This window comes from Paraburkholderia sp. TE9906 (assembly GCF_056279605.1).
The window spans coordinates 30995-52173 of sequence record NZ_JBWCCT010000019.1; the positions used below are offsets into that span (position 1 = coordinate 30995).

General features: G+C 59.3%; 15 protein-coding genes. 3 read left to right on the forward strand and 12 right to left on the reverse strand.

All coding sequences use genetic code 11. The features are described from left to right. Positions 1–628 precede the first annotated feature (628 nt). From ACZ9H4_RS33035 to ACZ9H4_RS33050, 4 genes are all read right to left on the reverse strand, one after another. Positions 629–1756: a lactonase family protein gene (locus tag ACZ9H4_RS33035; RefSeq protein WP_476122490.1), complete on the reverse strand. Its 1128-nt coding sequence runs from the start codon at positions 1754–1756 to the stop codon at positions 629–631. Between the two features lie 449 nt (positions 1757–2205). Further along, on the reverse strand, positions 2206–3147 hold the full coding sequence (locus ACZ9H4_RS33040) for a helix-turn-helix domain-containing protein (RefSeq protein ID WP_408144562.1): 942 nt from the start codon (positions 3145–3147) through the stop codon (positions 2206–2208). A 1432-nt stretch (positions 3148–4579) separates the two neighbouring features. Further along, a complete protein-coding gene (locus tag ACZ9H4_RS33045) occupies positions 4580–5605 on the reverse strand; it encodes a porin (protein ID WP_408144564.1) in 1026 nt (341 codons plus the stop codon). Between the two features lie 86 nt (positions 5606–5691). Further along, a complete protein-coding gene (locus ACZ9H4_RS33050; protein ID WP_476122491.1) occupies positions 5692–6201 on the reverse strand; it encodes a hypothetical protein in 510 nt (169 codons plus the stop codon). A gap of 691 nt (positions 6202–6892) precedes the next feature. Between ACZ9H4_RS33050 and ACZ9H4_RS33055 the strand changes: the two genes are divergently transcribed. The 3 genes from ACZ9H4_RS33055 (at position 6893) to ACZ9H4_RS33065 (ending at position 11168) form a co-directional block, all read left to right on the forward strand. Then, a complete protein-coding gene (locus ACZ9H4_RS33055) occupies positions 6893–7831 on the forward strand; it encodes a helix-turn-helix domain-containing protein (RefSeq protein ID WP_408144568.1) in 939 nt (312 codons plus the stop codon). A 481-nt stretch (positions 7832–8312) separates the two neighbouring features. Further along, complete coding sequence (locus ACZ9H4_RS33060) at positions 8313–9653, forward strand: MFS transporter (protein ID WP_408324658.1); 1341 nt, start codon at positions 8313–8315, stop codon at positions 9651–9653. Between the two features lie 78 nt (positions 9654–9731). Continuing rightward, the gene (locus tag ACZ9H4_RS33065; RefSeq protein ID WP_408324660.1) at positions 9732–11168 is read left to right on the forward strand and encodes an aldehyde dehydrogenase (NADP(+)); all 1437 of its coding nucleotides are present in this window, start codon (positions 9732–9734) and stop codon (positions 11166–11168) included. Positions 11169–11270: 102 nt separating this feature from the next. Here ACZ9H4_RS33065 and ACZ9H4_RS33070 read toward each other — a convergent pair whose 3' ends face one another. The 8 genes from ACZ9H4_RS33070 to ACZ9H4_RS33105 form a co-directional block, all read right to left on the reverse strand. Continuing rightward, positions 11271–13004: a hypothetical protein gene (locus ACZ9H4_RS33070; protein ID WP_408324662.1), complete on the reverse strand. Its 1734-nt coding sequence runs from the start codon at positions 13002–13004 to the stop codon at positions 11271–11273. Between the two features lie 351 nt (positions 13005–13355). After that, complete coding sequence (locus tag ACZ9H4_RS33075; RefSeq protein ID WP_408144576.1) at positions 13356–14249, reverse strand: substrate-binding domain-containing protein; 894 nt, start codon at positions 14247–14249, stop codon at positions 13356–13358. Between the two features lie 28 nt (positions 14250–14277). Continuing rightward, positions 14278–15828, reverse strand: a complete 1551-nt coding sequence (locus ACZ9H4_RS33080) for an acetolactate synthase large subunit (RefSeq protein ID WP_408324663.1) — start codon at positions 15826–15828, stop codon at positions 14278–14280. Beyond that, a complete protein-coding gene (locus tag ACZ9H4_RS33085) occupies positions 15829–16686 on the reverse strand; it encodes an HpcH/HpaI aldolase family protein (RefSeq protein ID WP_408144580.1) in 858 nt (285 codons plus the stop codon). It abuts the gene before it with no gap. Positions 16687–16741: 55 nt separating this feature from the next. Continuing rightward, on the reverse strand, positions 16742–17728 hold the full coding sequence (locus tag ACZ9H4_RS33090; protein ID WP_408144582.1) for a DODA-type extradiol aromatic ring-opening family dioxygenase: 987 nt from the start codon (positions 17726–17728) through the stop codon (positions 16742–16744). A 72-nt stretch (positions 17729–17800) separates the two neighbouring features. Continuing rightward, on the reverse strand, positions 17801–19081 hold the full coding sequence (locus ACZ9H4_RS33095) for an MFS transporter (RefSeq protein ID WP_476122492.1): 1281 nt from the start codon (positions 19079–19081) through the stop codon (positions 17801–17803). A 97-nt stretch (positions 19082–19178) separates the two neighbouring features. After that, the gene (locus ACZ9H4_RS33100) at positions 19179–20024 is read right to left on the reverse strand and encodes an amidohydrolase family protein (RefSeq protein WP_408144586.1); all 846 of its coding nucleotides are present in this window, start codon (positions 20022–20024) and stop codon (positions 19179–19181) included. 71 nt (positions 20025–20095) lie between these two features. Beyond that, positions 20096–21121 (reverse strand): amidohydrolase family protein, encoded by a 1026-nt coding sequence (locus tag ACZ9H4_RS33105; protein ID WP_408144588.1) that lies wholly within the window; start codon positions 21119–21121, stop codon positions 20096–20098. Positions 21122–21179 lie beyond the last annotated feature (58 nt).

Here is a 21179-nt window from a genome sequence, read left to right on the forward strand (position 1 = left end):
ATGCATCGGAGACCTGACGCGCCTGCGCGCCATCCACTGCGATGATCCGCTCGTACGCGTTCGCGGCGTCGTTCATCTGGAAAACGCCGAACAGTCCCGCCGTGGATGCAACCAGCAACGCGGTGCCCAACGCCAGCGGGAGTTGATGAACCAGTTTCATGTATCACCCTCACAAGTAAGCTCAGCGTGCCAGACGCCGGCCATATCGACACGCCGCGCCACCAGGTCGGCGGCTTGATCAGGACCGTGTCGGGTCTCCATCAATGTTTTTTAGCGAAAGATTCCTGACAACCGCTATTCAATGTCGAAGCATGGTCAGGCCTGCGGCAGCGACTCAGCTGCGCCGCTCATAGGCTGATGCGCGATGAAAACCGAGTATTGAACGCTGAACGTTGAACGACACCAGCAACACCCGGTCTGGCGAGCGCAAATACGCAAGACAACGATATCGTCAGTCCGTTGACAGCGCATCTGGCCAATCCGATGCGTGGCGCACAACCCACGCGCGCGTATGCCCAGCGATTGCAAATTGAATTCGGCCAACTCTGATCAACCACTTTCCTGTCGTATTGCCACGACAGAGACGACCGACTCTCAAATTGCAGTAGCGCAGTCCTGGGACAACGACTCAATTCACAAACGCAACGCTGGTAGGTGACGAAATAGCAGCCGATTTACCGGTGTCCGATAGCAACCCCGACGTCGTGTCGATGCTGAACACACTCACCTTGCCGTTACGTTGATTGGCGACCAGCAACCACCTGCCTGACGGATCGATTCCAAAGCCCCACGGTTTGTCGCCGCCCGACGCGATACGTTGAACAAAAGAGAGATCTCCCGTATCGGGGCTGACGCGATAGACCACTAGCGAATTTTCTCCGCGATCTTCGACATAGATGAAACGGCCGTCATGACTGAGTTCAATCTCGGCCCCGCTTTTCGCACCCTGGAAACTCTGGCTGGAAATGGGCAGCGTTTGCTCCAGCGTCAAATGCCCTTGCGCGGCGTCCCAACGCAGGACCATCACCTGAGCACTTAGTTCGGTCAGCAGATAGACGAACTTACCGCTCGAACCGAACTGAAGATGACGAGGACCGGTGCCCGCAGGCGCGACGAACTCATGAGAAGCGCCATCGATCTTTGACATCGCATGCGTCGCCCGATCGAAGTGATAAATGAACACGCGATCCGCACCCAGGTCAGGGACGAGTGCATACTGGCCGGACGGATCGATTGCAACGCTGTGTGCGTGCGCGCTCGCCTGACGCTTGCCTGGCCCGGAGCCGGCCTCGGCAATCGTCGACACCAGGAGCCCCATGCTGCCGTCAGCATTGACTGCGACACTCGACACGGACCCGCTGTTGTAATTCGCACCGAGCAACGTATTCGATGGAACGTCGAAGTGCAAAAACGTGGTTCCGTGGCCACCCGTGAGAGTCGCGTTGATCTTGCTGATTGTGCCCGTTCCGCGATTCACGGCATAGGCGGTGATGCTGCCTTCCTTCGCGGCGTCGTCATCGACACCATACAGGATAGGCAACTCGGGGTGCGCCGTGACCCACGTGGATTTCAAACCTTGGGCAACCGGACCTATCGTGGTCAAGTCGCCGGTGGACGTATCGAGGCGCAACGCATCGATCTGGCTTTGCAGCGTACCAACGTAGACGAATTCCGCATGCGCAGATCCCGCCGATGCGGCGCCAGTCGTTGCGTCGGTCGTGCAGGCCGACAAGGCCAGTACGGAAAGTGACGCCAACGCGCCAAACAGCGCCAGGGGTTTTCTCTGGAACAACCGGGTCATATTCGATTAATGTAGAGACACTGAGGATGTGAGAGAAATGATTACCACCTGCCCCTGAGAACTAACAGACCGCAAGCGGACAATCGTCCGTGATTCCATTCCCGGTTCGCCACTGAGTTTTCTCCATCAATATGATCAGTAGTTTTCGCACAGTCAGGCGGAAACGTCCGGTTAAGCGTATTCGATTCGACTGCATGCGTCCCTGTACAAAAGTCGGATTCACTGGCATTTTTTCGAAGCGATCAAGCACATCTCTAGCTTGAATCCGGTATTCAGGAGCGACGTCACGCAGAACGGAAAAGACTCGAGATTACGCGTTCCGGCGCCGAATCAATCAGCCATACTGAGCGGACTCGAAGTCCAGGCATAACTAAAAACATAAGCCACTGAGTCATACCCATTCACTACGACAGCACCTTGCGATGCGGCTGTTGTCGCGCAGCGACGCGGAACTGGCTCGGCGCCTGGCCCACTTCCCTTCGAAAGAAACGCGTAAAGTACGCAGCGTCGGCAAAGCCAAGCCAAAACGCAATTTGCTCGACCGACATATCGCCGAAAATAAGATTACGTTTCGCCTCCGCGATGATGCGGGCGTGAATCATCTTCGTCGGACTTTGTTCCGACGCCGACGCGCATGCCGCACGCAGTTGCACCAGAGAGACCGCCATCATCGACGCATAGTCTTGCAGCGGCAGATTCTCGCGGTAATGTTCGTCGATCAGCTTGCGGAAACGGGCTACCTGGCGAATATCGTTGCGAACTGCGCCTTCGCTGCTGGCCTGCTCCAGACGCGTTTCCCGGACGAGCATCAGCAGAAGACTGGTGAGCAGGGCTTCTGTGCCCACAACATGGCCAACCGCTTCTGACTCGACTTCCTGCTTGAGGCGGTTGATCAGATTATAAAACTCCATTCCTGCCTCCGCAGAATAGGAAAGCGGAATCATACGGGCTAACGACCAGAGCGAAATGAATTCGCGAAGTTTGGCGTTGATCTGCGTCAGATAGGCGACTTCGATGGTCACGACCCAACGGTCGACATCGACTTCGTAGTCAAGACCATGAACGCACTCGGTTGGCAGCAGTAACGCGCACGGGCCTTCGAATGGCACGCTGCTACCTTCCAGGTCCATGACGCCCCGTCCACTACGAACGAAAATCACCTGCCCGTAAGCGGGATGCGCATGAGGTTCGGTGCGCCAGCGGCCACGGTCGGTAACATGCCCGACATGCACAAACCAGTTCTTTGTTTCAAGGCGCTCAACGTACAACCGGACCTTGGGAACCGTCGTCCGCTTCGCTTTCAGAACCGATTTGGGTTGATACTTTGCCAGTGCACTGTGGGTCATAAAGTCTCCTTTCCGGCTGAACCGATTTCGGCGGCGGCCGTCATTGAAATTCCAGTCTTACACGGAAGCGTTCTCTCTCTAATCCGCGCAGACCATGATTTTCTAGTCAGGCGACTGATGCCGTTGACCGGAAATGACCCAACCGGGTTAGAGCAATATTTCGTGGACGTCGCCGCGGCGTTCGCAGCGGATACGAATACAACGGACTTTGCGGAATCAGACGTACGGTGGACCACCCAACGATGCGCTCCGCGGCAGCCGCCATATCCGGCGCAGCGCTGGGTAATCACTGGATGAAGCGTGCGTTCGCGTAACGGTCGTCGATCTGGCGTGCGGTTGTCGCTGAGATCGGCGCGGAACATTGACCGGCTTTCAGATGCCCGACCTTGTAGTTCCAGCATCGCGGAGGTCGTGTCTAACAGAAGCAGCGGGTGCGTGACATCGCGAAGTTCCGCGCCAATTATGGCGACGGAGATGTCATTAGGGTTAGGAGTGAGAGGGCACCTGAAACCTGTTCGTGTATGGCCCGTGAAGTTTGGCCGGGTTCCAGGGCTGCATGCACCGCGCGACTCGCCGGCAAGTTCAAGACACTCTGCGCGAAGCCGGGCAGGCTGACTGGTTAAAACCCGTCTTGCCAGACCTTGTGCAACGAGTCCCAGCCACCAACCACCCTTCAACGCTTCAAACGTTCGTCGATTCCGTCCGGACCGACGTCGATTTCCGTGGACGGATCGCGCAGGTCTGAGCGCGTTGTCCGCACGTACAGAGCGCTCACAAGCTCTGCCTGGTATGGCATCAGCTTGCGCCCCGGACTCCTGATGCACAAGAGCCTCGAATGCGGTAACAACGGTTCGATACGTGACCACAATTCTTCATCCTGAATCGGCTTACACTTCACCTCCCTCTACCACCATTTCGACAGTAGGAGGTTCGCTGCTCGGCACAGAAGTTATCAGCCTCGAAGGCCTTGATGAAATCGCCTCTATGTTGTTTCGCCGCCATTGAAACAGGCTCAGGACGGGCGAACATCTTTAACGAATACGACGGCCCTGGCCTTTTTTCGAGCAGAGAGCATTTTCCTCTCCGGATCGTGGCAAGCAACCACAAAATACCAGGCTCATCATCGATCCATTGCTTTACACAATGGACTCCGAATCACGCTCCGTGCATTCGCGAGTCAAGCCAGTATTTACCTTAATGGTTCGTTATGGAGAGTCCGACAACTCTTCTCGAAAGGAAGAAAGAACTCCTACTCATGCTATTCAGTAAGCTTCCTTACCATAACCTGAACCCGCATCCACGGGGAGTGCCATCCTGACACTCCCTGAGTACCGCGGAAACAGCCCATATTTTTCCACACATTTTGCGGAACGGGGCTTGCCATTTACCCGCACGCCGGTCCCGTTCTCACAACATCGGCGTGCACCCGGGATCAGAACTTATGCACGATCCCCACGGTCACGCCGCGGGTGTCTGCGCCCGGCGCACCCTTGAGACCCTGGTAGTTGGTGCCGTTAAGACTGAATTGCGCGTCATTCCGGTTCTGGATAAAACCAGCGGACGCATAGAGCGTGGTCCTCTTCGAAAGCAGGTGCTCGTAAGTCAGACCGATTTGCTGCGCGTTATTCCCTTGCCCCGTCCGGTCATGCGCATAACCGTACATCACTGAAAGATCGTCGGCGGGAGTGAACGAGTAGGAAGTCGATGCTGCGTACACGTCACGCTTCACGCTGTTGTCGGTCTGACGTTCCGTGTGATACGCCAGAAAGAACTGGGCGTTGCCAACGGTCACCGAAGAACCGATATTGAGCACTTTCAGCGTAGATGTTCCGGCCGCATTTTGCGCCTGCTCATAGCCGGCGGCGAGGTGGAAAGGACCGTTGACATAGCGGACCGCCGCGTTATAGAACTGCAACCCGTTAGTCGGCCTGGTCGTCGTGTCACGCATCGCCACCATGAACTGGGCAGTCAAGCCATAGAATGTCGGCGTGAAGTACGAGATCGCGTTATTGACGCGAACAGTCAGGGTGTTGAAGTTGTTCATTGGCGAACCCAGACTCATCACCGCCAGCGGGTCGAGTTCGGGGTTCAGGAAGATGTACTGTGGCGTATTTTGCAAGCCGATACGCGTCTCACCGAACGCACCCGACAATCCTACCCACGCCTGCCGGTTAAAGGCTGCAGTTGAACTGGCAGCGGCACCGGTCGCGCCGGAGAAGCCCTGCTCCAACTGGAAATTGACGTGAAGTCCGCCGCCAATATCTTCACTGCCCTTCAGGCCATATCGGCTTGCGAAGAGTCCGCCCGATGTCGCACGGACCGCCCCGCCGCTGCCTGCGTTCTGATACTCCACCCCGTTGTCAACGACACCGTAGAGTGTGACCGACGACTGCGCATGGGCAGCGTTAAAAGCACATACAGATGCAACGCCCGACACAAGAGTGATCAACTTTTTCATCCAGTCTCCGGATCAACGTGTATTTTTTAAATTCTTCATTCGGCATCCTGCTTTACCAAATTTATAATTATTATTTCGTTGGTAATCTAAGTTTTGTAAACCATGGCGCCATTGAGAGTGAACATAATCTCGGCGCGTCGCAAGGCGTTTGTCATGCCGCGCGCGCCTCGCCTGTCCGTGCCGGGCATAATCTGTCCGCGAAACAGAACGGACCGAACCTTGATCTGACTAATCGGTAGAAACGCGTCTTTCTCCCAAGAGCAAAGCGCGGCGTAACAGGCTGAACAGGTGGCGACGCTTGCGTCGTGCGGGTGCGGGCGTTCGATGACAGGACCGAGGTATTCGGCGATGCTGCTCGTCAGCGCGTAAAAAAATGTAAGCAGATGTGGGACACAGAGATCAATCGATGCATGGCGGCGCGGCGCGCGCGTAACACAAGCATCTGCGTGGACAACAGCCCCCGCGACGCACGCGTGCGACTCTGGCCGCCCGACCGTCCGGCTCGCGTCGTCCGGCGCGAGGTTGCTTGGCCGCGCCGATGCCACGGCGCCGACCATCATTGCGCCGAAAAGGCGACGAGGTGTCCCTTTTCGCATGAATGTCTCCAGTGCTTCTTTATTTGAATGTGACCGACTGCTGTGTGCTTCTATCGTCGCCTCAGTTGACGCGCGACGTTTCCGTCCGTTACTGCTTTCGCCCCGAAACGGCGCGCCTCCGGCGCGGGCGAGGACTAGATGAAACCACCAACCGCCAGACGCTTCGTCTTGTGCTTGTAAGAATATTTGATGCCAGATCGCTAGTCCTTACACAAAAAGTAGATTCACTGGCATTTTTTGCGGTCGAGCGAGGATTGCCGAAGCCCCGACCCTGCACGCAGATTCATGGACTCACGTCCTGGTCCAATCGCCGATGCAGCCCGAAAAAGCTCGTCAGACGGGGCCTGATCGCGAGACCTCGCGGCCAACGCGCTGTGCGGATTCCGCAAAAGGTGCCGAAGTCTGCCCACCAACCGGCAGGTGCGCCTGCAAGATATGTCATGCTATCGGCTTCGACTTCCCCGTTTCCCGGAAACAAGCGCGGCCCTTATCAGATCAAAGCCGGACGAGAGCCAGGATGGCGACGGTCACGGGTCACTGATCTGGGCCATCGCCGCGGGAACGACTCGCCGCCCGACCGCTGAGCTATGTGTTTAACGGGGACGGTACCGAAAAATTTTTCTGTTCAGGACCGGACAACGATGACCGGCCTTCGCGGAATGTTCCCGTTGATCTTCGCCACGGAGACTTTATGACACACAGTGCGATGACAAAACATCAACGCCAACCAGACAACAATGTGACGCTGAAAACGGTGCCGAAAATCCGCTTGTATGTGGAGCGCCCCGAAGAAGAAGAGAAATGGTTTGTCAATATCGGCCACGCTACCGAGCGCGGCCGCTGGAGAACCGAACCTCACGCGCATCCGGAATACGGCCAGGTCATCTTTGTTCGCAGCGGTCGCGGCGCGATGAACCTCGAAGGGTCCAGCGTGCCGTTCGAGGGACCATGCGTTTTGCTGCTCCCCACCGAATGCGTTCACGGGCTCGACTACGAGATCGACATCGACCGCTGGGTGGTGACGATCGAAGTGTCCTATCTGACGCAAGTCAACGCCAGGCTCCACGAGTTCATCCAGTTGTGGTCGGCCCCGCGCATGATCCCGCTGCCCTCCACTGCCGGCACGGCAACGGAGTTCTTCGGCCTGATCACCAGACTGGCGCGGGAACTCGAGTCCAAGACGGTCGGCCATGTGGTCGGCACGGAAGCGCTGCTTACGTCGCTGTTCCTGATGCTGGTTCGCGGAACCCAACTCGACCAGATCGACAATGGTGGCGCGAACCGCAACGAAATCAGACTGGCTGACCGGTTTCGTGAATTGATCGATCAGCATTACCGCCAGAATCTGCCGCTGCAGGAGTACGCGTCGACGATGGCGGTATCTCTGGTGCAACTGCGTGCGGCCTGCGCGTCGGCAACAGGGCAAAGCCCCACCAAGATGATCCACGCGCGCATCATCACCGAGGCTAAACGGAATCTGATTTTCGGCGAGATGTCTGTGGAACAGATCGCCTTTGGGCTCGGTTTCTCGGACGCCGCGTACTTTACGCGCTTCTTCCGCAAGGAAGTCGGCGAAGCACCCAGCCAGTTCCGGGCAAACGCTCGCGACCAGTCACAAAAATCGAAGTAGGCCGCGATGCCAGACGGTGTCTTCACGCCGTCCGGATTGCCGGTCAAACCTCTCTTCGCCTCGATCATCTTTTAGCTGTTCGCCCGATTCCGTCTGCAATCGCGGATAACCGCAAACTCGTGACTGCAAAAAATACCAGTGAATCTGACTTTTGTGTAAAGGCAGACACCCGACCATCCAATACTATGCTTCCCACGCTGAGACAGACTTGTCCAGTGTGGGATTGATTAGCTAGTTGCCAGAAGTGCAGCGCAAGAGTCGAAATACGACCGAGCCTCATGGCTGAAATCCATTTCTGATCAGCGTCCATTGTGAATCCGACTATTGGCGGCCCCGCAAGGGGCCGCCAATAGTCGTTTAAGAAGATTATTTGTTATTACCTGTTGATTGCTTCTGAAATCGCTCGTCCGCTTCGCTCTGACGCCGTCCTGAATGCCGTGCGTAGTGTGTTGTGCATTTCCCTCTCCGTTTATTTTTGCCCATGAAGAACCCGGTCCTCGAGATTTCGTCGTTCCGATATTTTCTTCTGAGCCGCGTTGCGATGACCATGTCCAATCAGATGCTTATGGTGATCGTCGCCTGGCAGATGTACGACATTACGCACAGCGCTTATGACCTCGGCATGGTGGGTCTGGCGCAGTTCATCCCCGCACTGGCGCTTTGTCTGGTCACAGGCCAGGTTGCCGATCGATATGATCGCCGCCGCGCTTTGATGGGCTGTCTGCTTGCACAATTCGGCGTTGCCCTGCTTCTGATTGCAGGCACTGCAGGAGGCTGGCTGGGACGCGAGGTGATCCTCCTGGCTTCGGTCGGGTTGGGGGTGGCAAAAGCATTCCAGATGCCCACTCAACAAGCGCTTCTACCTACGCTGGTTCCGCTGCCTGCATTACCAAGAGCGCTGGCCATCAATTCGGCCGGGTCGCAATGCGCCACCATCGTGGGACCTGCGATTGGTGGCTTCATCTATGTGGCTGGCGCTTCTGTCGTCTATTGCGCATGCGCGGCGATGTGCCTGTTTTCGGCTGCGATGATCTATTTGATCCGTCACCAACAGGTCCGCTCGGCTCGCGAGCAGGTCACTCTCCAGAGTCTGTTCGCAGGTATCCGTTTTATCTGGACGCGCAAGGAAGTACTCGGCGCGATCTCGCTCGATCTGTTCGCGGTTTTATTCGGCGGCGCAACAGCGCTGCTCCCTGTCTTTGCCCGCGACGTTCTGCATACCGGCTCATGGGGACTTGGCCTGCTGAGATCGGCGCCCGCAGTGGGCGCGTTGTTGGTGTCGTTGTATCTGGCGCGCTATCCCATCCAACGGAGGGTCGGAAAAATGATGTTCGGTTCGGTGGCTTTGTACGGTCTCACGACGCTGGTTTTCGCGCTATCGCATTCGATTCTGTTGTCCCTTGCGGCGCTGATGCTAAGCGGGGCATTCGACATGGTCAGCGTCGTGGTGCGCCAATCGCTGGTTCAACTCGAGACGCCCGACGAGATGCGCGGGCGGGTTAGCGCGGTCAATTCGATCTTCATCGGCGCCTCGAATCAACTCGGCGAGTTCGAGTCTGGTGTCACGGCCGGTTGGCTGGGCGCAGTGCCTTCCGTATTGGTCGGCGGTGCGAGTACGGTGCTGATTGTCGCGCTCTGGATGAAGCTGTTTTCCTTCGTTGGCTCAACGAGCGAAGCTCACGGTTTCGTAGCGCGGCTGGTTGCTCCATTGCTTTGGTTGAGTCGCTCGGCACGCGCCAAACAACTCAACCTCGTAGACCTGACCACGCATCGCCGTCACTTCAGCCTGTCGCGGCGAGTGGCAGCCGCTAGACGTCAATGAAACAGCACCGGTGGTACTCGCCACCTCAAAACGTCACGTCGTTCAGACCATTCGTCTTTCATCCTTTTTGGAGTAGTCATGCAGATTCAGGAATACACCGCCGCGCAAATCCTGGCAGCCGTCACGGCGGCCGCCAACGTATCCGATGATTGGGCTCAGTCATCCGCGCAAACGAGAGCCGCATTGTTGCGCGGGCTCAGCGACGTGTTGGTCGCGAATCGTGAAGAACTGGTCCGTCTCGCCGATGAAGAGAGCTCGCTAGGCACTGCTCGCCTGAACGGCGAACTTGATCGCACCACCTTCCAGCTCGGCGGCTTCGCTATCCACATCGAAGCAGGCCACGCCTTCGCGCTGACCGACAATGAAGCGATTGCCGGCGCGCCGCCCATCGGACGCCCACATCTGACACGCGTTCGAGTGCCGCTCGGACCGGTCGCGATGTTCTCGGCGAGCAACTTCCCGTTGGCGTTCTCAGTGCTGGGTGGCGACACAGCCTCCGCGCTTGCGGCGGGCTGTCCGGTGGTGGTCAAGGCTCACCCAGGTCATCCGAAGCTGTCGCGCCGGGTTTTCGAACTGGCGTGCTCCGTGATTGCGCAACAGGGACTGCCTGCGGGTTTGCTCGGCATGGTGGAAGGTGCGGGCATCGACGTCGGCGTCGAACTTGTGCGCAACCCGGATATCGCGGCCGTTGCGTTTACCGGTTCGTTCAAGGGCGGCACGGCGTTGTGGGCAGAAGCGAATTCGCGTTCGCGGCCGGTTCCGTTCTACGGCGAACTAGGTTCGATCAACCCGGTCGTCGCACTGCCCGCAGCGCTAACCGCGCAAGCCGAGGAACTGGCGCAGGCGCTGGCGTCATCGATCGAATTCGGCTCGGGACAGATCTGCACCAGCCCGGGTCTGGTCGTGCTGTTCGACGGCGCGGACGCCGACCGGTTCGAAAATACGCTGCGCGAAGCACTCCAAGGCAAGAAGACCCACGCGATGTTAACGCCCGGCATGAAGCGCAACTTCGACGCAGGCGTCGCGCGTCTCACGGGTACACCCGGCGTGCAGACCGTCCTCGCCGCAGAATCGAACAACGACGTCAACGCGCCGCCGCGTCCGGTGCTCGCGCGTACCTGTGCGCAAAACTTCATCGCGGAACATGCATTGCGCGAAGAGATTTTCGGTCCGGCCTGCCTGCTCGTGCGCGTGGCTTCCGTCGATGAAATCGTGGACGTGCTGAAAGCCGTCGGCGGAAGTTTGACCGTCACGTTGTGGGGCGCGGAAAGCGATTCCGCAGACGTGCGCCGTATCACGCGCCGTGCCGCGCAGATCGCCGGACGCATTCTGTTCGGCGGCGTGCCGACGGGCGTTGCCGTGACGGGCAGTCAACAGCATGGCGGACCGTGGCCCGCATCGACCGAGCCGTTCACTACTTCTGTAGGCTACGCCGCAATGGATCGCTTCCTGCGCCCCGTGGCGCTTCAGAGCGCCCCGGCGTGGCTCGCGGAGCGCGCTGGGCGGCCCTGCTGATTGCAGCGGACACCCGCGCGCCTCGCTAACCGTTCACGCCCATAAATAAAAAAACGCCGTGCTCCCGCACGGCGCCTCAACTCCATCCGCTCAATCGCCCGCTTATTGATTCGGGACGTACAACGGCATGGAGTCTTCCCACAACGTGTCCGTAATTGCATGCTGATCGGAGCCATCAGCATTCATTACCCAGTTCTGACCGTCAGGCTGGAAAGTGTTGTCGTACAGCGCGAGTTCATCGCGAAAGCCATACACGCCCGAGCTGTACCCAATGCGGCCGTCATAAAGCCACACGGCATGGCCCTGGTTCGCGCCGGGCGTCGTCAGACGGGTTACGTCCGTGCCATCCGGCTTGATCGTGTAGACGTCGTAGTGGAACTTGTTCGGATCGGTCGGATTGACTTCCTTGCGCGTGAACACGATCTTCGTGCCGTCCGGCGACCAGCCCGGCAGATTATCCGGCTCTGTCGTCAGGACCCTCGTCTTGCGCGTGTCCAGATCCAGAATGCGCAGGCCTTGTACCGTCGGGCTCCAAACGCGGTACACGATCTTCTTGCCGTCCGGCGAGTAACTTGGGAAACCCGCGTTGATTGAACCGTCGGTCAGGATTTCCGGCTTGTTGTCCATGCTGCCGTCGGCCTTGATACGTGCAATGCGTCCCGGACCCATGCCACGCGTAAAGAACCAGTCGCCAATGCCGAACGCGACCCACTCACGATTGGGCGACCACGTCGGCTGGAACGCACCCGCCAGGCCTTTCTGGATCATGTCCCTAGCCAGTCCGCTGTCGGCCGGATCGTAAATGCGCTGATAACCGGAGAAATCCGGATTGATGATGGCGATCGACGAGCCCATCGCCTTTTCCGTGTACACCAGCTTCTTGCGATCCGCCGACAGTTGCGGGAACACGTCGATATAACGGTAGTTCCACGTCGGGTCGAAGCTGAACATCGCCGTGCCGTTCGGATGCGCCGGACGCATCGTGATCTTTTCGTAGACCGTCCTGGTGCCGTCGGACGAATAGTGCGGCGAACGGATGCCGGTATTCGCGGTCGGGCGGAACGTACCCACCGTGGTGTAGAGACCTTCGGTCTGCCCACCCTTCACGTGATACGCAACGTTGGTATTCGAAATATATTGCGGGAACACCTTGAAGCCCGGCGTCGACGTCAGTGAGGTGCGGGACAGGTTCGACAGATCCACCGAGATCAGTTGCGAGCTGATCTGATTGATCAGTTCCGGACGGTGCGCGCCCCAGGTCGATTCGACCGGCGTTTCATAGAAGACCACGTGCCTGCCGTCGGGCGAAAACGACGGAGAACCTTCGTCAAAGCCCGGATTGCTGGAGATTTTCTTCCAGCCCGAACCATCGGGATGGATCATGTAGATGCTGCTTTCCTGCGTACGTTCCCAGCCAACCGGCAGGTTGTGACCGCGCCACTCGGAGCCGATATCGGAAGACAGTGCAATCCACTTGCCATCCGGCGACCACGACGGACGGAAGAAGCTATGTGGCTTGTTCGGATCGAACTTGATATCGCCGGTGACGTTCTTCAGCGCGCCAGTCGCTATGTTCAGCGTCCAGATATTGGTTGTGCCGAACTTGTCTGCGCCGCGGCGTGATGAAACGAACGCGATGACGTTAGGGTCGGTCGGCGAGAAAGCAGCGGCATCGTCAACGGCGATGTGATCGGTGAGCCGCTTCAGATCGGTGCCATCCACTTTCACGCGATAGAGATTTGCCTCGCCGTAACCGTCACGCTCCGACGTGAAGACGATCCACTGTCCATCTTTCGAGAACGATGCGTGGTAGTCGAAGCCAGCGGTCGGCAACAACTTTTGCTCGTCGCTACCGTCTGCGTTGGAGATATACAGATCGGAAGTCACGGGACCGAGGCGGTCGAGCAATGCCGTGCCCTGCGTCTCAGCGTGCGCGCTGGCTGAAATTACAATCCAAATGCTACCGATGGCCGAATAAGCCTGGAGTTTTTTTAAAGACGAAGTTAAATACACAGCCAAATGCCTCCGTTTATTATGCTTGGTTGAGCGGTGTGGCACCGCTCAACGGCCTCCTGCGTGACCGCTTTAGTCAACGCGTTGTGTTTTCTTTGCTTACCACGACTTCTTGCGTGTTACGACTTCTCTCTTCGGTCTTCCTTTCGCGTTTTCGCTTGCGCTTTCGTCCGATTACCCGAGGCTACCCGTGACGTCGTCGAACAGTTCGTCGACCGACAAACGATGCGGGATGATCTTCTGATCCAGCGCCCAATCAATCGCGAGTTGCAGACCCTTGCGGTTCGCTTCGAGACCGATCGGCGGGAACACAGCGGGCACGCCTTCGGCCAGCTTGCGGCTCTCCACCACCATCCGGTACAACTCACGCACCACATCCGGACGCTGCTTCGAAATATCTTCGTGAACAACGAACATGTGATTGATCGGCACCACATTCTCACGCGCGAACCAGTCTTTCGCCGCAGCCTGCGCATCGGGAACCAGCGTGCGCACACGTGGGTCCTTCGGCATGTCTTCACCGAGCAGGGCGGCAGCGAGTTCACCGTCGAGCATCATCTGCGGAATCGACGAACCTGCGGGCAGGCGCTCGCAGTTATTCGGATCGCGATATTCGGCAAGGTGCCCGTCGCCCAGCGTCATCCACGTCACCTTGTCGAGATCGACGCCGTACTCGTGGCGCAGAATGCCGCGAATCCACAGCGCTGTGGTCTGCGTGTAAGTGCGCACACCAACCTTCTTGCCTTCGATATCTTTCGGATCGAGATGGCCGAAGTCGATGTTGTAGCCCGCGCAATGGTGCTGGAAACGGCCCGAGATCGGTGTCGGCAGCAGCACGTAAGGCTTGCCGTAGGCCTTTGCCTGCAGGAACGTCACGATCGCCAGTTCGCCCGCGTCGAACTTGCTTTCGCGCACCATCGCCTTGAACCCGTTATGAGCTGGCGTCGGCCCGCAGTAGTCGAGGTTGACGATGTCCGATGTCACGCGGCCATCCTTCATCGCCTTCGTGACCGGGTAGTCGGCCAGATTGGTGCGCAGAGTTGGCACCTCAGTGGGCGTCGTTGTCATTTGTCTCTGTCCTTATGCTTGAATTGAATTACAGCCTGACCTCGATGAGACAGGGACCCGCCTCGTTCGCCGAGTTGGCCATAGCCTTGTGGAAAGCTTCGGCTGTGTCGACCGCGACGGCGGGAACACCCATGCTTTTCGCCATGGCCAACCAGTCGATACGCGGACGATCGATATCGATCATCGAAAGCGCGCGTTCGCCCGGCGCACCAGCGCCCATGTTGGCGTACTCTGCCTTGAGGATCGCGTAGCTGTTGTTGGCGAAGATGATCGTCGTGATGTTCAGGTTCTCGCGCGCCTGCGTCCACAGCGACTGGATCGTGTACATCGCGCTGCCGTCGCCGACCATGCAGAACACGCGCCGCTCAGGGCAGGCGAGTGCCGCGCCGGTCGCTACGGGCGTGCCGTAGCCGATTGAGCCACCCATGTTGTTGATCAGGTCGTGCGGCGCGGCGCCGACGGTCAGCCCCATCGTTTCGCGACCGGTGGTCAGCGATTCGTCGACGAGGATGCAGTTTTCCGGCAGCGCGGCGGCGAGTGCCTGGGCAATGCTGGCGGGTCCGAGTGAGCCAGTCGGCGGCGTGGCGTCCGCACGTTGCTGGAGCACCGCTTGCGCGTTCGATGCGCCCACGGCCTCGACCAGCATCTCCAGGCCTGCAACACCGTCTTCACCGATCTCGACCAGCTGATGCACGCTCGTGCCCGGTGACTTCAGCAGGCTCGGCTTGTCGGGATAGCTGAAGAACGCGATCGGCTCGGTGGTTTCCACCGTGACGATGTGTTTGAAACCCTTCAGATACTCGACGGCCTGGCCCACTGCATACGGAATACGTTCGAGCGTCACACGCCCCGCGCCACGTTCGATCCGCGCGGTGAAGAACTGCGTCGCGATGCGGCAGCCGGTTGCGGCCTTGAGCTTGCCCGCGAGTTCGATTGCACGACCACGAGTCGAATGACCCGCGAGCACGATCAGCGTCGGCTCGCCCGAACGCAGCACCTTTGCAATGTGCTCGACGCGGGCCGCGTCAGGCGCTTTTGCTTTCGGTGCAGAAAGAGGGCGCGACGGCACAACTGCGTCGCCCGCTTCCTGCCAGGACGCATCACCCGGGAGGATCAGCGTCGCGATCTGCCCGGCGTGTTCGCTAGCCTTCTCCACCGCCGCAGCGACGTCCCACCCCACCGTATACGACGACTCGACGCGACGCACCCAGTGACTCAGCGGACGCGCCAGCCCTTCGATATCCGAGGTCAGCGGCGGATCGTATTTCAGGTGCGCAGCCGAATGCTCGCCTACGATGTTGACCATCCCCGACGATGCGCGCTTCGCATTGTGGATATTGGCCAGCCCGTTCGCGAGACCCGGCCCGAGGTGCAGCAGTGTCGAAGCGGGCGTACCCTTCATCCGGTAGTAGCCGTCCGCCGCGCCCGTGCAGACGCCTTCGAACAGGCACAGCACGCTGCGCATCGCCGGGTTCTCGAGCGCCTTCAGGAAGTGCATCTCCGAGGTGCCCGGATTCGCGAAACAGATATCGACGCCCTGATCGGTGAGCGTCTGGACCAGGCTTTCGGCTCCGTTCATTTAATACCCCGCCAGCTCGCGTGCAGCGCCCACAACGCCATAGTTGCGCTGCGGCGCCGACATCAGGAAGCGATAGCCTTCCTTGACGAGACGCTCGTGATTCTTCGCGGTGGTGTGCGGATTGCCGACCACGACGTTGTGCCTGTGACACGTCTCGACGATCTTGCGCATCGCGTCCAGCACTTCCGGGTGTTCATACTGACGCGGCAAGCCGAGTTGCTGGCTGAGGTCGCCTTCGCCGATCAGGATGAAACCGATGCCCGGTACGTTCGACAGGATGTCGTCCAGATTCTCGATCGCCTCGGTGCTTTCGCACATCAGGCCGACGAGGATTTCGCCTTCCGGCGCAAGCGGCCATACGTCGGCCTTCCTGTAGTAGTCGGGCATGCTGAGGCCCCAGTAGCGCGCGGCCGTTGCGGGACCATCGCCGCGTGCGCCCTTCGGCTCATACAGCGGCGCGTTCTTCGGACGTGCATAGCGGCACGATGCGACTGCGTTATACGCCTGCTCCACTGTCGAGACGTGCGGCCACACGACACCATAAGCGCCGCGATCGAGCACCTGTTTGGCAAACGCCTGGTTCATTTCCGCGCCATTCGCGGGAATACGTGCAATCGGCGTAACACGCGGCGAGACCGAGCCGGCCTCGGCAATCTGCTTGCGGTTCAGCATGTATTGCAGCGCGTCGCCCAATGCCGAGACGTCGTACGGATTGTGCTCCATCTCGAAGACGATGCCGTCGTACGGTGCATCGCTCATCTCGATGGCGGCCTGCTTGTCCAGCTTCGAAAACGCGGTGTAAGCGGTCTTGCCGGATTCGAATGCGCGAATGATGCTGTTGAGACGAATGTCGCTCATGTTCTTTCTCTCTCGAAATCTCTTGAATTAGGTGCGTAATGCCACATCAGCCAGCTCAGTCAGCCGCCTTCCAGTACATGAAGCCCATACCTTCGCCAGTGCCGGCGGCCGTGCGCCAGCAGGGGACGTAGTCCACCAGCGTCATCTCGGCGCCCGTTTCCTGCACCGCTTTCATCACGCTGACGTAGAGCTTGATTTCGGAAGTGCCCGACTGGTACGACCGGTTGTCCACCGCTGCGAGGCCGTCGTAGTCGTAGTCGGCCAGCATCTTCATGATGCTGTGATCGAACTCTTCGTCGTTGACGAAGTGCGACAGACCGCCCGACGCGAAGATGCCCACACGCACGTCGTCCGGCCATGCGTTGATCGCATCGCGCAACACGCGGCCGAATTCGATACAACGCGACATCGACGGCTGGGTCGGCGGATAGAAGCAGTTCATGATGATCGGCACATGCGGCGGCGGGTTGTCGCCCATGATCTGGTGATACACGAAGCTGTATGCATGCGGCACCACCGGATATTCCGGCAGCGGCTTCATCCACACATTGTCTGGCCATGCGAACAGATCGGTCAGGTCAAAGTTCTCGCGCTGGAAATGTTCGATTAGATACGTCGCCAGCTTTGGATGACACTCGTGCGTGACGTGATGATCCGGCGCATAAACCGAGCGTTGCGGCGGACCGTTGTGCACTTGTTCACCGGTGTAGATCGCGATTGACGGCGAAAAGTCGGTGAAGATTTCCTTCTGGTCCTTGCCCAGAATGATCGCGACGTCCACGTCCGCTGCGCGGTAGGCTTCGGCCATCTTGTCGAGTGCGGTACGGCAGCGCGCAGCGCGCGCGGCGCGCTCCTCGATCGTCAGGAATTTCTCGAACGCTGCACCGCGGTGCGCTTCAAGCTCAGGATACGTCCACGTCCGATTGCGGTACCACAGTTCCGGATTGTTACGATCGCGCTCCCCGTTCTTGAGCCAGTCCTCCGGTGCCTGACCCAGCATGCCACTGTGCGGCACGGCCATCCCGAATACAATCTTCGCCATTTACGTTTCTCTGTGAATTAATGTGTTCAACAAGGCCGGTTATTCAAACCATTCTGGCCATGCCGTGATGTCTTAGGCTCGTCGCAGCGAACCTTGGGCCTCGGTCACCTTGGGAGCCCATTCGGGGCGGTACAAAATCGCCGTTGCCAGCGCGCCGACAACGAGGAATCCGAGAATCACCATCATCGGCAGGTCGTAGCTGCCGCTTACGTGCAGCAGCCAGCCCGACAGGCTTGCCGCCACGCCGCCAGCGAGGCTGGTGGCAAGCTGCTGCACGCCCGTCACGAGGCCGATGGCCTGCTTGGGAATCAGGGTCAACCGCGACAGCACCAGGTTGTTCGCCGTGACGAAACCGAGCAGCGACAGCGAGAAGACATTCCAGAACAGCGCCGTGTTGAGCGTCGGGGCATAAGCGCCGAACAGCACCGTGCATCCGCCGACAAAGCCCGCGATGGTAAATACCTTGCGCACCGTAATCGGGTTGTGGCCGCGTGCAATGATCCGGTCGGCCGCCCAGCCCGCGATCGCCGCGACGATCGCGATCCCGGCGAAGCTGAAGAACGTGAAGAGTCCGGAGCGAGTAATCGATAGCCCGCGTTGCTCTACCAGATACGACGGCATCCAGGTCATGCTGTAGAACGTGAAGTAGCCGTAGCAGAAGTTCGTGACCATTCCGCCCCACACCACCGGACTCGACAGAATGCTGCCGAAGGTCACCGTGCGGGCGCTCCGATTGGCCTGCGTGAGTTCGACCTTGGAAGGCATGTCATTGCGCACCATCAGCAGCCAGGGCACGAGCCACAGCAGCCCGACCAGGCCCGTCGCGATGAACATCATCTTCCAGGAATAGTTGACGATGAACCACGCCGCGACCGGCGCGCCGATTGCCGGACCGAACTTGTTGCCCATCGCCAGAATGCCGACGGCCAGTCCATTCTGACTTTCGTCGAAGTTGTGCCGGATCCAGCGGTAGCTCGCGGGAATCACAATCGCTTCGGCCATGCCGATGATCAACCGCATGACGACCAGGCTGGCGAGCGCCGTCACGGCACCCATCAACGCGGTGGCGATACACCACAGCGCGAAGCTGACCGCGTAGGGCCACTTCACGCCGTAGCGGTCGGCCACCCAGCCCATCGGAACCTGAAACACGCCGTACGACCAGAAGAAGGCCGCGTTGATCCAGCCGCGATCAACGTCCGTCAGCGCAAAATGTTGAACAAAGTTTGCGTCCGCCAGCGTCGACGAAATGCTGGTGCGATCGACAAAAGAAATCAGCACGCCGAGTGCGAGGAGCGCTAGTACGGCCCAGCGGTTTGCCGACCCGGGTCGTCCAGAATTGCTTGTCTCCATCTATTCGTTTCTCTTAAATGTGATTGGATTCTGCGTGCCGGCCACCGTGAAAGCGCTTTTCAGTGCCCCGGGCGGCCGGCCCGGATACAGCGCAAAATCAGGCCAGAGCCGGGTACAGTTGCAGAGCCGTCTTGCCGAAGATCCATTCGCGGTCTTCATCACCCAGGCTTGCCAGTCCGGCTTGGGCGGTCGCGAGAATCTCCGACAGCGCGCCCGGCGAGGTCGGGTAGTTCGAGCCCCATGCCAGCCGCTTCGCACCGAAGGCTTCGGCCACGCGGGGGAAGAACGTTTCGGCGCTCGCCTTTTCCTTCTTCACGTCGCCGAAAATGCGCGGCGTCAGCTTCAGGTAGATGTTCTCGAGCGGCGCGAGGTCAAACAGGCTTTGTGCCTTTGCATACGGTGCACCGTCGGCCACCTCGGGGCGGCCCAGGTGATCGAGAATGATCGCGACCTTCGGGAAACGCTTCGCCAATGCAGTGACCTGCGGCAGGCCGATCGGGCCGGTCTGGATGCACATCGGCAATCCCAGCTCACCGCACAGTTCCCAGGCCGGGAACGAACGCGGATCGTCGAGTTCGCTTGGATCGAACTCCTTGGTGCTGCCGCCCGTGAACAGGCGCAGACCCGCGAGGCCCTGGCCAACCCATTCGCGGATGCGTTGCGGCGCATCCGGCTGCAGCACGTCGACGGAGCCTACGGCGACGAGGCGGTCCGCATACTTCGCGCAACCGTCCACGACGTAGCTGTTGTCGAAACCGTACGTGGTCGACGAGTGAACCACGGCGGCCTTTGCGACGCCGGCTGCGTCCATCGATTCGATCAGCGTTTCGACGGTGGTCGGACGCTCCTTCGACCAGTCCGAGCGCTTACCGAACAACGGCGCCGGCGGGTAGCGGCCTTCGTCGTCGGAGATGATGTGCGGGTGAATATCAACGATTGTCATGAGTGTCTCTGTGTTTGTCTGGTTGCAGGCGGCCGTTGCCGGCCGCCATTGCTCGCGCTGACTCACCGCGCTTATTTGCCTTGCGCCTTCAGGCGTGCGTCAAGGCGCGGGTACACGCGACGTGCGTTGCCTTCGAAGATCTTGTAGCGGTCTTCGTCGGACAGCGCCTCGCAGGCGTCGATATAGCGCTTCGTATCGTCGAAGTACTGACCCGTGGTCGGGTCCTTGCCGCGCACCGCGCCGATCATTTCCGAGCCGAACAGCACGTTGTCGGCCGGAATCACCTTGGTCAGCAGTTCGACGCCCGGCTTGTGGTACACGCACGAATCGAAGAAGATGTTGTCCAGCAAGCCTTCGAGCGGACGGTCGCGCATTTCGAGCGACATCCCGCGATAACGGCCCCAGTGGTAAGGCACCGCACCGCCGCCGTGCGGGATCACCAGACGCAGCCTCGGGAAATCCTTGAACAGGTCCGATTGCAGGATCTGCATGAACACCGATGTATCCGCATTCAGATAGTGTGCGCCCGTGCCGTGGAAGCACGGGTTGCACGATGCAGCGACGTGGATCATCGCGGGCACGTCCAGATCGACCAGTGCTTCGTAGAGCGGATACCACTCGCGATCCGTCACCGGCTTGCCGGTCCAGTAACCACCGCTCGGGTCCGGATTCAGATTACAGCCGACGAAGCCCAGTTCCTCGACGCAGCGGCGCAGTTCCGTCACGCTGTTCGCGGGCGCAACGCCCGGCGATTGCGGCAACTGGCAAACCGGCGCGAAGTTGTCCGGATAGAGTTCCGTCACGCGATGCACGAGGTCATTCGACACACGCGCCCATTCGATGCTCGTGCGTTCGTTGCCCAGGTGGTGGCTCATCAGGCCGGCGATCGGCGAGAACAGCGTGAGGTCGCTGCCGCGTTCGCGTTGCAGCTTCAGTTGACCGTTGCCAATGGCTTCGCGAATTTCATCGTCGCTGACATGAGCGCCGTCGAGCGAAGGTGCGTTGGCCGGGTCGTTGGCGAATTCAACCTGGCTGGCTCGCCATGCGCGGAACGAAGCAGGGACGGTCGTGAAGTGACCGTGACAATCAATGATCATTTTGTCTCCAAAGTCGACCGGAATTGGCGCTTCAGGATATGTTCCGGTCTCATGCAAC

What these genes read in the sequence shown, in the direction of transcription:
- ACZ9H4_RS33090 (WP_408144582.1), bottom strand. Translation starts at nt 17,728, where the DNA reads ATGGCGAAGATTGTATTCGGGATGGCCGTGCCGCACAGTGGCATGCTG.
- ACZ9H4_RS33050 (WP_476122491.1), bottom strand. Translation starts at nt 6,201, where the DNA reads ATGCGAAAAGGGACACCTCGTCGCCTTTTCGGCGCAATGATGGTCGGC.
- ACZ9H4_RS33055 (WP_408144568.1), top strand. Translation starts at nt 6,893, where the DNA reads ATGACACACAGTGCGATGACAAAACATCAACGCCAACCAGACAACAAT.
- ACZ9H4_RS33080 (WP_408324663.1), bottom strand. Translation starts at nt 15,828, where the DNA reads ATGAACGGAGCCGAAAGCCTGGTCCAGACGCTCACCGATCAGGGCGTC.
- ACZ9H4_RS33105 (WP_408144588.1), bottom strand. Translation starts at nt 21,121, where the DNA reads ATGATCATTGATTGTCACGGTCACTTCACGACCGTCCCTGCTTCGTTC.
- ACZ9H4_RS33085 (WP_408144580.1), bottom strand. Translation starts at nt 16,686, where the DNA reads ATGAGCGACATTCGTCTCAACAGCATCATTCGCGCATTCGAATCCGGC.
- ACZ9H4_RS33060 (WP_408324658.1), top strand. Translation starts at nt 8,313, where the DNA reads ATGAAGAACCCGGTCCTCGAGATTTCGTCGTTCCGATATTTTCTTCTG.
- ACZ9H4_RS33095 (WP_476122492.1), bottom strand. Translation starts at nt 19,081, where the DNA reads ATGGAGACAAGCAATTCTGGACGACCCGGGTCGGCAAACCGCTGGGCC.
- ACZ9H4_RS33100 (WP_408144586.1), bottom strand. Translation starts at nt 20,024, where the DNA reads ATGACAATCGTTGATATTCACCCGCACATCATCTCCGACGACGAAGGC.
- ACZ9H4_RS33045 (WP_408144564.1), bottom strand. Translation starts at nt 5,605, where the DNA reads ATGAAAAAGTTGATCACTCTTGTGTCGGGCGTTGCATCTGTATGTGCT.
- ACZ9H4_RS33040 (WP_408144562.1), bottom strand. Translation starts at nt 3,147, where the DNA reads ATGACCCACAGTGCACTGGCAAAGTATCAACCCAAATCGGTTCTGAAA.
- ACZ9H4_RS33065 (WP_408324660.1), top strand. Translation starts at nt 9,732, where the DNA reads ATGCAGATTCAGGAATACACCGCCGCGCAAATCCTGGCAGCCGTCACG.
- ACZ9H4_RS33075 (WP_408144576.1), bottom strand. Translation starts at nt 14,249, where the DNA reads ATGACAACGACGCCCACTGAGGTGCCAACTCTGCGCACCAATCTGGCC.